The organism is Amycolatopsis dongchuanensis (assembly GCF_039542405.1).
GTDB lineage: Bacteria > Actinomycetota > Actinomycetes > Mycobacteriales > Pseudonocardiaceae > Amycolatopsis_E > Amycolatopsis_E sacchari.
Map to the genome: position 1 here is coordinate 15,433 of NZ_BAABIB010000062.1, position 13,431 is coordinate 28,863.

The following is a 13,431-nucleotide window of genomic DNA, read 5'->3' on the forward strand; positions in this document are numbered from 1 at the left end:
GTACTGAGGTTAACCGGTTAAGTCAATGCCGCTGATCGGCTACTGTTTTCCCGGGGAAGGTTCCACGAACGACAGAGGTGGCATGAAGCGCCCGACGATAGCCGACATCGCCAAGGCGGCCGGGGTGTCCAAGGGGGCGGTGTCCTACGCCCTCAACGGCAGGCCCGGCGTGGCCGAGTCCACCCGCGCCAGGATCCTGGAGATCGCGCAGAGCCTGGGCTGGGCGCCCAGCAGTGCCGCGAGGGCGTTGTCCGACGGGCGGGCCGGCGCGCTCGGCCTCGTGATCGACCGGCCGGCCAGGGTGCTGGCCGCCGAGCCGTACTTCATGCACCTGCTCGCGGGCATCGAGGCCGCGCTCACGGGCAGTCCCTTCGCCCTGTTGCTGCAGGTCACCGACAACGCGTCGGCCGAGCTGGCCACCTACCGCCGGTGGTGGGCCGAGCGCAGGGTCGACGGCGTGCTGCTGGTGGACCTGCGGGTGGACGACCCCCGCGTGCCGCTGCTGGCCGAGATGGGGCTGCCCGCCGTCGTGCTGGGCGGGCCGGACGGCGTGGGCGGGCTGCCGTGCGTGTGGACCGACGACGGGGTGGCGATGACCGAGGTGCTGCGGTACCTGGCCGCGCTCGGGCACCGGCGGGTCGTGCGGGTGGCCGGGCCGCCGGAGTTCGTGCACACCCGGACCCGCACCAACGCGTTCGAGGCCGAAGCGGTGGCGCTCGGCCTCGACGCCACCACCGTGCACGCCGACTACTCCGACGAGGGCGCCGCCGTGGTGGTGCGGCGGATCCTGACGGCGGGGGACGCGCCGACGGCGATGGTGTTCGACAACGACGTCATGGCGGTCGCGGCACTGGGTGTGGCGCAGGAGCTCGGGCTGCCGGTGCCGGAGCGGTTGTCGCTGATCGCGTGGGACGACTCCACGCTGTGCCGTCTGGTGCGCCCGGCGCTCACCGCGGTCCGCAGGCCGATCTACGAAAGGGGCACCGACGCGGTCCGGCTGCTGCTCGCGGCGATCGCCGGTGAGCGGCCCGCGGACGTCCGGACGGAGCAACCGGTGCTGGTCGCGAGGGCAAGCACCGGCCGCAGGCATTGACAACTTAACCGGTTCATTGCAAGGTGTGGCACGCGTCACCACACCCCATCGCACCGGGAGCGAACGTGAGGTCATCGAAGACCGCGGCCGTGCTGGCCGTCCTGTTGCTCGCACTGGGTATCACCGCCTGTGGTTCCGGTTCGTCGTCCTCGGACGGCAAGACCCTGACCTACTGGGCGAGCAACCAGGCGGGCAGCCTCGAGGAGGACCGGCAGATCCTCCAGCCGGAGCTCGACAAGTTCGAGCAGCAGACCGGTATCCACGTGAACCTGGAGGTCATCGCCTGGCCCGACCTGCTGAACCGCATCCTCACGGCGACCACGAGCGGCTCCGGCCCCGACGTGCTCAACATCGGCAACACGTGGTCGGCCTCCCTGCAGGCCACCGGCGCGCTGCAGCCGTTCGACGACGCCACCTTCGCGAAGGTCGGCGGCCGCGAGAAGTTCCTCGCCACCAGCATGGCGGCGACGGGCGCCGCGGGTCAGCCGCCGGCGGCCGTGCCGCTGTACGGCCTGGCGTACGGGCTGTTCTACAACAAGAAGAAGTTCGCCGACGCGGGACTGCAGCCGCCCACGACGTGGCAGGAGCTCGTGGACGACGCGAAGCGGCTCACCGACGCCGGCAAGGGCCAGTGGGGTATGGGCATCGAGGGCGCCAGCTACACCGAGGGCGCGCACTTCGCGTTCATGTTCGGCAGGCAGCACGGCGCCCAGCTGTTCCAGGGCGACGAGCCCGGTTTCGACTCGCCCCAGATGGTGGCGGGCATCAAGCAGTACGTGGACCTGCTCTCCAGCGGGGTGGTCAACCCCAGCGACGCCGAGCACCAGAACAACACCGAGCTGATGCGTGACTTCGCGAGCGGCAAGACCGCGATGATCATGTTCCAGAACAACGCGGTCCAGCCGCTCAAGACCAACGGGATGGACGAGAGCCAGTACGGCGTCGTGCCGATCCCGGTCGTGGACCCGCTGCCGCCGGGCGGGGCGAAGGTCTCCAGCCACGTCGCCGGCATCAACATCGCCGCCTTCGCCGGCAGCAAGAACCTCGACGGGGCGCTGAAGTTCATCGACTTCATGACCGGCGTCGACGAGCAGAAGGTGCTGAACGGCAAGCTCGGTTCGCTGCCCGTCGTGAGCGCCGCCTACCAGGACCCGCAGTTCCAGACGCCGCTCATCGGCACGTTCCGGCAGGTGCTGGCGAACGCGGCGGAGTCGATGCCGATGATCCCCAAGGAGTCGCAGTTCGAGACGCTCATCGGCACCGCCGTCAAGGAGCTGATGGCGTCGGCCGCGAGCGGCACCAGGGTCGACGACGCCGCCGTCAAGGCCAAGCTGACCGCCGCCAACCAGCAGATGAAGAGCGGCGGATGAGCCTCGACGCACCCGTGCGGCCGGCGTCCTCCGCCCGGCCGCACGGGGACCGCCGGCGCCGGCCCGTTTCGCGGCGCTGGCTGCCCTACGCACTGCTGCTGCCCGCGCTGGTCGCCGAACTGGCGGTGCACGTCATCCCCATGCTCGTCGGCGTGTGGATGAGCCTGCAGCAGATCAACCAGTTCACGCTGCGGAACTGGACGAAGTCGCCGTTCGTCGGGCTGCACAACTTCGCGCTCGCCGCGGACCTCGCCTCACCGGCCGGGACCGAGCTGCTGCGCTCGTTCGGGGTCACGCTCGCGTACTCGGTGATCGTGGTCGCGGTGTGCTGGCTGCTCGGCCTGGCGGGTGCGGTGGCGCTGCAGAAACCGTTCCCCGGCAGGGGAGTGCTGCGCACGCTGTTCCTCGTGCCGTTCGCGTTACCGGTGTTCGCCGCGGTCATCACGTGGCGGTTCATGCTGCAGCGCGACACCGGGCTGGTGAACACGGTGCTGGTGGACTGGCTCGGGCTGACCGACGAGCGGCCGTTCTGGCTCGTGGGCGGGAACAGCTTCATCAGCCTCGTGGTGGTGACGGTGTGGCGGCTGTGGCCGTACGCGTTCCTGACCATCACCGCGGGGCTGCAGAGCATCCCGAACGAGCTGTACGAGGTGGCCGAAGTGGACGGTGCCGGGCCGTGGCAGCAGCTGCGCCGGGTGACGCTGCCCATGCTGCGCCCGGTCAACCGGGTGCTGCTGCTCGTGTTGTTCCTGTGGAGTTTCAACGACTTCACGGTGCCGTACACGTTGTTCGGCGCGGTCGCGCCCGCCGGGGGCGACATCCTCGCCGTGCACATCTACCAGTCCTCGTTCGTCACCTGGAACTTCGGCCTCGGTTCCGCGATGTCGGTGCTGGTGCTGCTGTTCCTGCTGCTGGTCTCCGGGGTGTACATGCTGGTGTCGGGACGGAGGCGGGGCGATGCGTGAGGCGACCAGCTCGAAGGCTGTCCGCGTCGTTGTCGTCGTGGCCCTCACGGTGTTCGTGGCGGTGCCGCTGTACGTGATGCTCGTGTCGTCGCTGAAGCCGCTGCGGGACGTGCAGGGGCCGTTCACGGTGATCCCGTCGACGTTCACGCTGCAGCCGTTCGTGGACATGTGGCGGACGGTGCCGCTGGCGCAGTACTTCGTGAACAGCGTGTGGATCTCGCTGGGCGCGAGCGTGCTGTCGGTGCTGATCGCGATACTGGCGGCGTACGGGCTGAGCCGGTACCGGTTCCGCGGGCGGGCGCCGTTCCTCGGGATGGCGCTGTCGACCCAGATGCTGCCCGGGATCCTGTTCCTGCTGCCGCTGTTCCTGATCTACGTCAACCTCGACCGCGCGAGCGGGACGTCGTTGTTCGGCAGCCGCTTCGGGCTCATCCTGACGTACCTGACGTTCTCGCTGCCGTTCGCGATCTGGCTGCTGGTCGGGTACTTCGACTCGATCCCGCGCGAGCTCGACGAGGCGGCGCTGGTCGACGGCGCGACGCCGATCGGCGCGCTGGTGCGGGTCGTGCTGCCCGCGGCGCTGCCGGGTGTCGCGGCGGTGACGATCTACGCGTTCATGACGGCGTGGACGGAGGTGCTGTTCGCGTCGGTGCTGACGAACACGGACACCAGGACGCTCGCCGTGGGCCTGCGCGCGTACGCCACGGAGGCGAACGTGTACTGGAACCAGGTCATGGCGGCGTCACTCGTCGTGAGCATCCCCGTCGTGGTGGGCTTCCTGTTGCTGCAGAAGGCACTTGTGCGGGGGCTGACCGCGGGGGCCGTCAAGGCCTGAGCGTCAGGAAGCCGTCAAGACCCGGCCGGCGGCGCACGGATTCCGGCAAGAAGGGTTCCGGCGCGGGAAACCCGAAGTGCACTGACCGCATGCGGTGGAGGTTGCCCGGCGGTTCCGGGTTCCCGGTGGGGTTCGTGCTGGTGGTCGTCGTGGCGACGGCGTCGGTCGCGGCGGGCGCCACGCGGCACCCCCTGGAGTCGCTGGTCGCGCTCGCCGTGGCGGCCGGGGTGGTGGCGGCGGTGGCGGACCCGGCCCCGGCGTTCGGCACCGCTGTGTTCGGCTGGTACGTGTACGACGGGTTCGTGCTCGGCAGGCGCGGTGAGCTGGTGTTCACGCCGGACTCGGCCACGGCCGCGGTGGTGCTCGCCTCGGCCGTGGCCGCCGTCGTGGGCTGGGGACTGGTGCGGGAGGTGGTCGCCGGTTCTACGCCGCCGCTCAATCCGCCCGTCACCGGCGCTTCGGCGGGGCGCAACGTCCCGGATCTACCGTTTGCGCGCCTTTCTCCCGAACCCCCGAAAAGGTGACGCATGTCCGAACCCTCCACCACCCGCCGTCAAGTCCTCCTCGCCGGGACCGCCGCGCTCGGCGCGGTCGCCGTCTCCGGCTGGGGCACCGCCTCCGCGAGCCCGGTCCGCGACCCCTTCACCCTCGGCGTCGCGTCCGGCGACCCCTGGCCCGACGGCGTGGTGCTGTGGACGCGGCTCGCGCCGGACCCGCTCGCGCCGGACGGCCTCGGCGGGATGCCGCGCCGCGTGGTGCCGGTGGAGTGGCAGATCGCGGCGGACGAGCGGTTCCGGCACGTGGTACGCGCGGGTGTCGAGTTCGCGCGGCCGGAGTCCGCGCACTCGGTGCACGCCGAGGTGTCCGGCCTACGCCCCGGTGCCGAGTACTTCTACCGGTTCCGCGTGGGCAACCAGCTCAGCCCGGTGGGCCGCACGAAGACCGCGCCGCGGCCGGGCGCGCGGCTGGACAGGTTCGCCTTCGCGTTCGCCAGCTGCCAGAACTACCCCGAGGGCTTCTACACCGCGCACCGGCACCTGGCGGACGAGGACCTCGACCTCGTCGCGTTCCTCGGCGACTACATCTACGAGGGCTCGGCGCAGGGCTCGATCGGCCGCGGGCACTCCCCGGCGGCCGAGACGTTCACCCTCGCCGACTACCGCGTGCGGCTGGCGCAGTACAAGAGCGACGCCGACCTGCGGGCGGCGCACGCGGCCTTCCCGTGGGCCGTGGTGTTCGACGACCACGAGGTCGAGAACAACTGGGCGGGTGACCACTCGCAGCCCGACACCGAACCCGACCAGGACCCGGTGGTGTTCCGGCAGCGGCGGGCGCAGGCGTTCCAGGCGTACTACGAGCACATGCCGCTGCGGCGCGCGCAGCGCCCGTCCGGCCCGGACATCCGCATCCACCGGCGCCTGACGTTCGGCGACCTCGCGGACTTCCACCTGCTCGACACCCGGCAGTACCGCGACGTGCAGGTGGCGGGCGACGCGCGGCTCGACCCGTCGCGCACGATCCTGGGCGCACCGCAGAAGGAGTGGCTGCTGCGCAACCTCGCGGGCCGGACCGCGCGCTGGAACGTGCTGGCGCAGCAGGTGTTCTTCTCCCAGCGGGACTTCACCGCGGGCGACGCCGACTCGTTCAGCGACGACGCGTGGGACGACTACTACGTCGAGCGCAACCTGGTGCGCGACCACCTGGCGCGGGCGAGCAACCCCGTGGTCATCACCGGCGACGTGCACGCCAGCTACGTCGCGGACGTGAAAGCCGACTTCGAGGACCCCGCGTCGGCCACCGTCGCGACGGAACTGGTCGGCACCTCGATCACCTCCGGCGGCGACGGCACCGACCAGAACTCCGGCGACGCGGTGCAGCTGCGGGAGAACCCGCACATCAAGTTCATCAACCGCAAGCGCGGGTACGTCCGCAACGTCCTCACGCGCGACTCGTGGACCGCGGACTTCCGGATCGTCGACTACGTCAGCCGCCCCGGCGCCCCGATCACCGACCGCGCGCGGTTCGTGATCGAGGCCGGGCGGGCAGGCGCACAGCAGGCCTGACCGGACGCGGCCGTGAGGGGGCACCGCCGGCGCCCCCTCACGGCCGGTCGTCACGACTGCCACGCCTCCAGTTCCGAAAGCTGCGCCGCGGGCCAGCCCGTGTTCGCCGTGACGGTGAGCCGGAGGTAGCGGATCGTCGCCGCCGGGAACGTGACCGTGGCCGTGTTGCCGCTCGCCGGGTCGAACGTGTACCCGCGCGACGAGACCAGCGTCTGGTACGCCGAGCCGTCACCGCTGCCGAGGACCGAAAGCGTTTGCGTCCTGGCACCCCACGCCGTCGACGGCGGCAGCTTCAGCACCACCCGGCTCACGGGCAGCGCCGTGCCGAGGTCCACCGTGAACGTCTGCGGGAACGAGCCGTTCGCGCTCTCCCAGTACGTCGACGCGTTGCCGTCCACCGCGTTCGGCGCGGGGTAGCCGCCGGTCGAGCTGCTCGCGGTCACCGGGCGGCCCTTGGCGAAGTTGCCGCTCGGCTGCGGGTTGCCCGAGTTCGGCGCGGGCCACGTCGAGCAGTCCAGCCACGTGCCGCTCCACCCCGAGTTGCCGCTGCCGTTCACCGCCAGCGGCGGGATGTTCGACGGGTACGGGCAGTTGTACGTGCCGGTGACGCCGACGCCGCTCGCCGTGACGTTGCTGACCGTCACCGAACCCGTCGTCTGCGCCTGCACCACGAACGTGCCCACGCCCTGCACCTGCGCGCCGTTCACGGTCACGCCCTGGATCGTCTTGCCCTGCCCGTTGCCGTCGATGAACTGGATCGCCGCATACGGGCTTTCGATCGCGCGCAGGCCGGTCACGTTGATGGTCACGCCGGTGATCGCGGTGTCCCGCGCGTCGAACCACAACGCGGCCACGCCGAACTGCCAGTTCGGGTCGAGCGCCCCGGCCCGCAGCGTCGTGTTGTCCGACACCGTGACCGTCCCGGACAGCGGCACCGAGTTGAACCGGTTGCCGACCAGGATCCCGCCGCCGAGCGCGTTCGTGTCCTGCACGAGGTTCCCGGTCACGGTGTTGTTCGCACCGCCGTAGATCGCGATGCCGTTGGCGAGGTTCGGCTGCACGACGGTGTTGTGCGACAACGTGTTCCCGCTGTCGGGTGCGCCGTTGGACCACAGCGCCAGCGCGTCGTCCCCGTTGTTGCGCAGGTAGTTGTTGCGCAGCACGGAGTTCGTGACGTTGCCGTCGAAGTTGACGCCGTCGGCCGTCGTGTCGAGGATGCGGTTGTTCTCGATCGTCAGGTTGCTCGACGCGCCGTTCATCAGCCACAGCCCGCACTTGGTGTTCTGGATCCACAGGCCCGACACGGCGGAACCGGCACCGAGCACACCGTGGAAAGCGTTGTCCGGGCTGCCGTCGTTGCGCTCGGTCACGTCCCCGAACACCGCGAAGTCGTACAGCTTGATGTTGCCGGTGGCGCTGCCGTTGTTGAAGACGTTGTTGCCGTGCAACACCGTGTACCAGTTGCCCGCGCCGCGGATCGTCACCTGGTCCACCTGCAGCGCCTGCGGGATCTCGAACCGGCCCGGCGGTACCCACACCTCCTTGCCCTGCGAGCGGGCGGCGGAGATGGCGTTGCGGAAGGCCTGCGTGTCGTCGGAGCTGTCGTTCGCCGTGGCGCCGTAGTCGGTGACGGTCACCGAGTTCGCCGGACGGGTGCCCGCGCCGCCGACCTGCTCGAAGTCCGCGAGGTCGATCGTGTAGGGCGCGGCGGAGTCCCCGGCGTCCACCTGCAACCGGACCTTGGCTCCGGCGCTGAGGTTCTGGCCGAGCTGGAGCCGGGCGTCGTCGTAGAAGTGGTGGGTCTTCGAGCCGGTGATCCAGCCGGTGTCGACATAGCTGTAGCGCGAGGTCACCGGCAGCCCGCCCGCGAGCTTCGTGCCGTTGACGTACACCGAAAGCGAGCCGCTGCGGCCGTCCGGCACGCTGTAGTGCACGTTGACCGCGTTCGCCGGCGCGGTGAGCGTGAACTCGACGTACTGGCCCTGCCCGGTCAGCTGCACGGCCCGCCTGCCGGACGCCTCCGACGCCAGGCTGCCCTGCGTGTAGTCGGGACCGATCGCCGATCCGTTGGTGGTGGCGCATTCGGCTTCCAGCGTGACGAACGGGACGCTGGCCCCGGCGTTGACGGACGTCGGGCACGTCGCGGCCTGGGCGGGAGCGGCCGTGGCCAGGACGGTCAGCCCGGCGGCGGCGAGGGTCGCCGCGAGTGCCGCGGCGCCACGCCGGAGGTGCGGTGGGTGCATGGTGGGGACCACCTTTCTTCGAGGGGACTTCAGAGCAGGCGAAGCCAGGCCGTCGTGTCCGCGGGGAGCCGCCCGTCGGCGGTGAGCTCCCCGCTGGCGAGCAGCAGTTCCTCGTGCGGGGGCAGGGAAACCGGTTCGGCGCCGAAGTTCACGACGCACGCGAAACCGGGCGCGCGGGTGAAGGCGAGCACCGACTCGCCCAGGGGGAGCCAGTCGAGCTCCCCGTCGCCGAGCGCGGGATGTTCACGGCGCAGCCGCAACCCGCGTCGGTAGAGCGACAACATCGAGCCCGGGTCCCGTTCCTGCGCTTCGACGGTGTACCCGGCCCACTCCGCGGGCTGCGGCAACCACGTGCCGCCGGAACCGAAACCGAACGGCGGCGCCGACCCGGACCACGGCATCGGCACGCGGCAGCCGTCCCGGCCGGGATCGGTGCCGCCGCTGCGTATCCACACGGGATCCTGGCGCAGCTCGGGCGGGATGTCCTCGATCTCCCACAGGCCGAGTTCCTCGCCCTGGTACACGTACAACCCACCGGGCAGGGCCATCGCCAGCAACGCCGCCGCCCGCGCGCGCCGGGTGCCCAGCTCGCGGTCGACCGGCGTGCCGTGCAGGCGATCGGCGAAGTCGAACCCGGTGTCACCGCTGCGGCCGTAACGCGTGACCGGGCGCGTCACGTCGTGATTGGACAGCACCCACGCGGCCGGAGCGCCCACGGCGCGGTGGTTGTCGAGGGTTTTCGTGATGACCGAACGGAACCGCGGCTCCTCCCACGGACACACGAGGAAGTCGAAGTTGAACGCCGCGTGCAGCTCGTCGTGCCGCAGGTACGCCGCCGCCTTCGCCGCGTCCGGCAACCACATCTCCGCGACCAGCACCCGTTGCCCCGGGTAGCTGTCCGCGATCTTCCGCCAGGACCGGTAGATGTCGTGCAGCCCTTCCCGTCCCGAGAACGGGGTCTCGTCGCCGGGTGGGGTGTCGGGCAGCGCGGGGTCCTTGACGAGGCCGTCGGCGACGTCGATGCGGAAGCCGTCCACGCCGCGGTCGAACCAGAACCGCAGGACGTCCTCGAACTCGGCCCGCACCTGCGGGTGCTCCCAGTTGAGGTCCGGCTGCCGCGGGCTGTAGAGGTGCAGGTACCACTCGCCGTCGGGCACCCGCGTCCACGCCGGGCCGCCGAACCGCGACCGCCAGTTGTTCGGCGGCAGCTCGCCGTCGCGCCCGCGGCCGGTGCGGAACCAGAACCGTTCGCGCTCGGGCGAACCCGGTCCGGCGGCGAGCGCGGCCCGGAACCACGGGTGCTCGTCGGAACAGTGGTTGGGGACGATGTCGATGATCACCCGCAGCCCCAGCCCGTGTGCGTCGGCGATCAGCGCCTCGGCCTCGCCGAGGGTGCCGAACACCGGGTCCACGTCACGGAAGTCGGCGACGTCGTAACCCCCGTCGTCCATCGGGGAGGGGTACCACGGGGTGCACCACAGCGCGTCCACGCCGAGCGAGGCGAGGTAGGGCAGCCGGGCGCGGATGCCGCTGAGGTCGCCGACGCCGTCACCGGTGCCGTCGGCGAAGCTGCGGGGGTAGATCTGGTAGATCGACGCGTCGCGCCACCAGGGGGAAACAGGCACAGGAGTGCTCACGAACTGCCCTTCCTTGTCGAGTGGTCAGCCCTTGAAGGCGCCGGAGCCGAGCCCGGCGAGGATCTGCCGCTGGAACACCAGGAACAACGCGACCATCGGCACGCCGGCCAGCACGAGCCCGGCGACCAGCAGGTTGAGCGGCATGTCGATGGCCACCCGCTGCAGCAGCACGCTCAGCGTCTGCTTCCCGGGATCGGGGAACACCAGCAGCGGCCAGATGAAGTCCTTCCACGCGGTGACGACCGCGAAGATCGACACGACCGCGAGGATCGGCCGGGACAGCGGCAGCACGATCCGCAGCAGGATGCGCACCGGCCCGGCGCCGTCGAGCCGCGCCGACTCCAGCAGCTCGTCGGGGATCTGGTCGAAGAACCGTTTCAGGACGTAGATGTTGAACGCGTTGGCCGCGGCGGGCAGCCAGATCGCGGTCGGGGAGTTGAGCAGGTTGAGGTGCAGCAGCGGCACGTCGGTCACGGTGAGGTAGGTGGGCACCAGCAGGGCGGACGCGGGCAGCATGAGCGTGGCCAGCATCAGCCCGAGCACGGCGTTGCCCAGCTTCGGCCGCAGTTTCGACAGCGCGAACGCGGCGGGCACGTCCACCACGAGCTGCACCAGCCACGCCCCGCCCGCGACGACGACCGTGTTCAGGAAGTAGCGCCCGAGGTCCATCTGCTGCCACGCCTGGACGTAGCTTTCCGGGTGCCACACCCGCGGCACCACCGTGGGTGGCGTGCGGGCGAGTTCGCCGGGGGACTTCATCGCGCCGGTGGCGGCCCAGTACAGCGGGAACAGGAACGCCAGTGTGAACGCCGCCAGCAGCAGCACGAGCAGCGACCAGTAGATGAGCCGCCCGCGCCGGCTGCGCAGTTGTGCGGGAGAAACGATCGTGCGCATGTCGTCCCTCCTAATCGGACTTCCGGGTGAGCCGGACGTAGGCGGCGGAGAAGACGGCCAGCGCGGCGAACAGCAGCAGGCTCATCGCGCTCGCCGTGCCGAAGTCGTTGTAGACGAAGGCGTAGCGGTAGAGCAGCAGCAACACGGTGACCGTCGAGTCGTCGGGACCGCCGCCCGTCATCACGTACGGCTCGGTGAACACCTGCATCGTCGCGACGATCTGCAACAGCAGCAGCACCAGCAGCACGAACCGGGTCTGCGGCACGGTCACGTGCCGCAGCCGCCGGAAGATCCCGGCGCCGTCCAGCTCCGCCGCCTCGTACAGCTCGCCGGGAATGGTCTGCAGCGGCGCCAGGTAGATCAGCGTGGTGCTGCCCATGTTCGCCCACGTCGAGACGAGCACGAGCGACAGCATCGCGGTGTCGGGCGAGTCGATCCAGTGCGAGCCCGGCAGCCCGACGGCGTGTAGCGCGCTGTTGAACAGGCCCGTGCCGGGGTCGTAGAACCACCGCCACAGCAAGGCCGTCACCACCGGCGGGAGCATCACGGGCAGGTACACCAGCAGCCGGAAGTACGCCCGCGCGTGCCGCATCTCGTTGAGCAGCACGGCCGTCACGAACGGCACCGCGAACCCGAGCACCAGCGCCAGCCCGGTGAACAGCAGCGTGTTGCGCCACGCGACGCCGAACAACGGGTCGTGCACCAGCCGCACGAAGTTGTCCAGCCCGACCCACGTCGGCGGGTTCACGAAGTCCACCTGCTGGAAGCTCAGCAGCACCCCGCGGACGACCGGGTACCAGGAGAACACCGCGAACACCACGAGCGCGAGGCTGAGCAGGCCGTACGCGGTGACGTTCTCGCCGATCTTCCGGCGGAGCCGCGCGTGGCCGGCCTGCTGCCGGACGCGGGGCGGCTCCGCCGGGCGGACCGGCGCCAGCACGCTAGCGGACCTGGGCGAGGACATTGTTCACCTTCGCCTCGGCCGCGGACAGCAGCTGCCCCGGATCGGCGTTCGGGTCGGTGAGCACCGCCTGCATCAGGGTGTCCAGCGCCGCGTAGACCTGCTGCGCGTTCGGCGGCTCGACGCTGCCCTTCACCGTCGCGGAGGAGTCCAGATAGGACTCGTAGTTCGCCGTGGGCACGTTGGCGTACTTGGTCTTGACCGCGTTCTGCTGGTCACGCACCGCGCCCTGCCAGATGTCCGGCGTCGGCGTGGCGGGCAGGCCGACGGGCTGCTGACCGTCCGCGTAGCTCTTGACGTGGGCGTCGAAGCGGTCGGGGTTGAGGTACTTCCACTGGATCCACTCGAGCCCGGCCTTGACCTTCGCGGGCGACGCCTTCGGGTTGATCATGTAGCCCTCGCCGCCGAGCAGCGTGCCCTGCCCGCCGGGCATCCCGGCGAGGCCGTAGTCGGCGTAGTGCCCGTTGAACTGCTTGACCAGCACGGGCACGTTGTCCGGCGCGGCCAGGTACATGCCGAGCTGCCCCGCGCCCATCATGCGCTGCACGTCCTGCGCTTCGAGCAGCTGCTTGGCGCCCATGCTGTTGTCGGTCCAGCGCATGTCGTGCAGGTAGCGGAGCACGGCGCGGCCCTTGTCGTTGTTGAAGTCCGCCTTCCACCTGTCGCCGTCCTGCCGCGCGATGGCCCCGCCCATCGAGTACATCCACGCGGTGAAGTGCCAGCCACCCTGGTTGTTCTTGCTGTAGTCGGCGTAGCCCACGACCCCGCCGCCGAGCGCGGCGATCTTCTGCGCGGCGGCCCGCACCTCGTCCCACGTCCGCGGCGGGTGGTCGGGGTCGAGCCCGGCGCGCTGGAACAGCGGGCGGCTGTAGAGCAGGCCCATCGTGTAGTTCGCGGTGGGCAGGCCGTAGAGCCGGCCACGCGCGTCGCGGAAGTTGTCGAGCAGCTGCGGCTGGATGTCGCCGACGTGCGGCAGGTCCTTCACGGCGTCGGTGATGTCCGCGGCCTGGTGGCGCGCGATGAGCTGGGCGGGGTCGGTGAAGTAGACGTAGTAGACGTCCTCCAGCTGACCGCCCGCGAGCTTGGCGGAGAACGTCTTCGGGTCCATGAACCCTTCGTGCGGCTCGATGTCGATACCGGGGTGGGTCCGCTCGAACTCGGCGACGTCCTGGTCGAACACCTGCCGTTCGAAGGCCTCCGTCTTCGGTGGCTGGCCGGTGACCGTGATCGTGACCCGGCCGCCCGGTGCCTGGCCCTCGCCCCCGCCGCACGCCGCGGCGGTGGTGGCCAGCCCTGCCGCCAGCAGGGCGGCGAGCATCCTGCGCGTTCCCCGTCTTTTCATCCGACGCCTCTTCTCGCTCCCGTGACTG

11 protein-coding genes are annotated in these 13,431 nt (G+C 70.6%); 6 read left to right on the forward strand and 5 right to left on the reverse strand.

Annotated features, from left to right (window positions below; all coding sequences use genetic code 11):
• Window positions 1–82 precede the first annotated feature (82 nt).
• The 6 genes from ABFX51_RS14155 to ABFX51_RS14180 all read left to right on the forward strand — a co-directional run bounded on the left by ABFX51_RS14155 (window position 83) and on the right by ABFX51_RS14180 (window position 6,326).
• Window positions 83–1,093 (forward strand): LacI family DNA-binding transcriptional regulator, encoded by a 1,011-nt coding sequence (locus tag ABFX51_RS14155; protein WP_091512285.1) that lies wholly within the window; start codon window positions 83–85, stop codon window positions 1,091–1,093.
• Window positions 1,094–1,158: 65 nt separating this feature from the next.
• Window positions 1,159–2,463, forward strand: coding sequence for an ABC transporter substrate-binding protein (locus tag ABFX51_RS14160; protein ID WP_346053924.1), 1,305 nt, complete (start codon window positions 1,159–1,161; stop codon window positions 2,461–2,463).
• On the forward strand, window positions 2,460–3,428 hold the full coding sequence (locus ABFX51_RS14165; RefSeq protein WP_091512290.1) for a carbohydrate ABC transporter permease: 969 nt from the start codon (window positions 2,460–2,462) through the stop codon (window positions 3,426–3,428). The genes ABFX51_RS14160 and ABFX51_RS14165 overlap by 4 nt, the downstream gene beginning before the upstream one ends.
• The gene (locus ABFX51_RS14170; protein ID WP_091512292.1) at window positions 3,421–4,263 is read left to right on the forward strand and encodes a carbohydrate ABC transporter permease; all 843 of its coding nucleotides are present in this window, start codon (window positions 3,421–3,423) and stop codon (window positions 4,261–4,263) included. Before ABFX51_RS14165 ends, ABFX51_RS14170 begins: the two co-directional genes overlap by 8 nt.
• 89 nt (window positions 4,264–4,352) lie before the next feature.
• Window positions 4,353–4,787, forward strand: a complete 435-nt coding sequence (locus ABFX51_RS14175; RefSeq protein ID WP_091512294.1) for a hypothetical protein — start codon at window positions 4,353–4,355, stop codon at window positions 4,785–4,787.
• A 3-nt stretch (window positions 4,788–4,790) separates the two neighbouring features.
• Window positions 4,791–6,326, forward strand: a complete 1,536-nt coding sequence (locus ABFX51_RS14180; RefSeq protein WP_091512296.1) for an alkaline phosphatase D family protein — start codon at window positions 4,791–4,793, stop codon at window positions 6,324–6,326.
• A gap of 50 nt (window positions 6,327–6,376) precedes the next feature.
• On the opposite strand, the gene ABFX51_RS14185 is transcribed toward ABFX51_RS14180, so the two are convergent.
• From ABFX51_RS14185 to ABFX51_RS14205, 5 genes are read right to left on the reverse strand one after another with little or no spacing between them, the layout of a single operon-like run.
• Window positions 6,377–8,569 (reverse strand): discoidin domain-containing protein, encoded by a 2,193-nt coding sequence (locus ABFX51_RS14185; protein ID WP_091512298.1) that lies wholly within the window; start codon window positions 8,567–8,569, stop codon window positions 6,377–6,379.
• 29 nt (window positions 8,570–8,598) lie between these two features.
• Window positions 8,599–10,206, reverse strand: coding sequence for a glycoside hydrolase family 13 protein (locus ABFX51_RS14190; protein ID WP_245783240.1), 1,608 nt, complete (start codon window positions 10,204–10,206; stop codon window positions 8,599–8,601).
• Window positions 10,207–10,230: 24 nt separating this feature from the next.
• Complete coding sequence (locus ABFX51_RS14195) at window positions 10,231–11,100, reverse strand: carbohydrate ABC transporter permease (protein WP_091512303.1); 870 nt, start codon at window positions 11,098–11,100, stop codon at window positions 10,231–10,233.
• 10 nt (window positions 11,101–11,110) lie between these two features.
• The gene (locus tag ABFX51_RS14200) at window positions 11,111–12,064 is read right to left on the reverse strand and encodes a carbohydrate ABC transporter permease (protein ID WP_346053925.1); all 954 of its coding nucleotides are present in this window, start codon (window positions 12,062–12,064) and stop codon (window positions 11,111–11,113) included.
• Entirely contained in the window at window positions 12,042–13,403 is a 1,362-nt protein-coding gene (locus ABFX51_RS14205) for an ABC transporter substrate-binding protein (protein WP_091512307.1), read from the reverse strand. Before ABFX51_RS14205 ends, ABFX51_RS14200 begins: the two co-directional genes overlap by 23 nt.
• Between the last annotated feature and the right edge of the window lie 28 nt (window positions 13,404–13,431).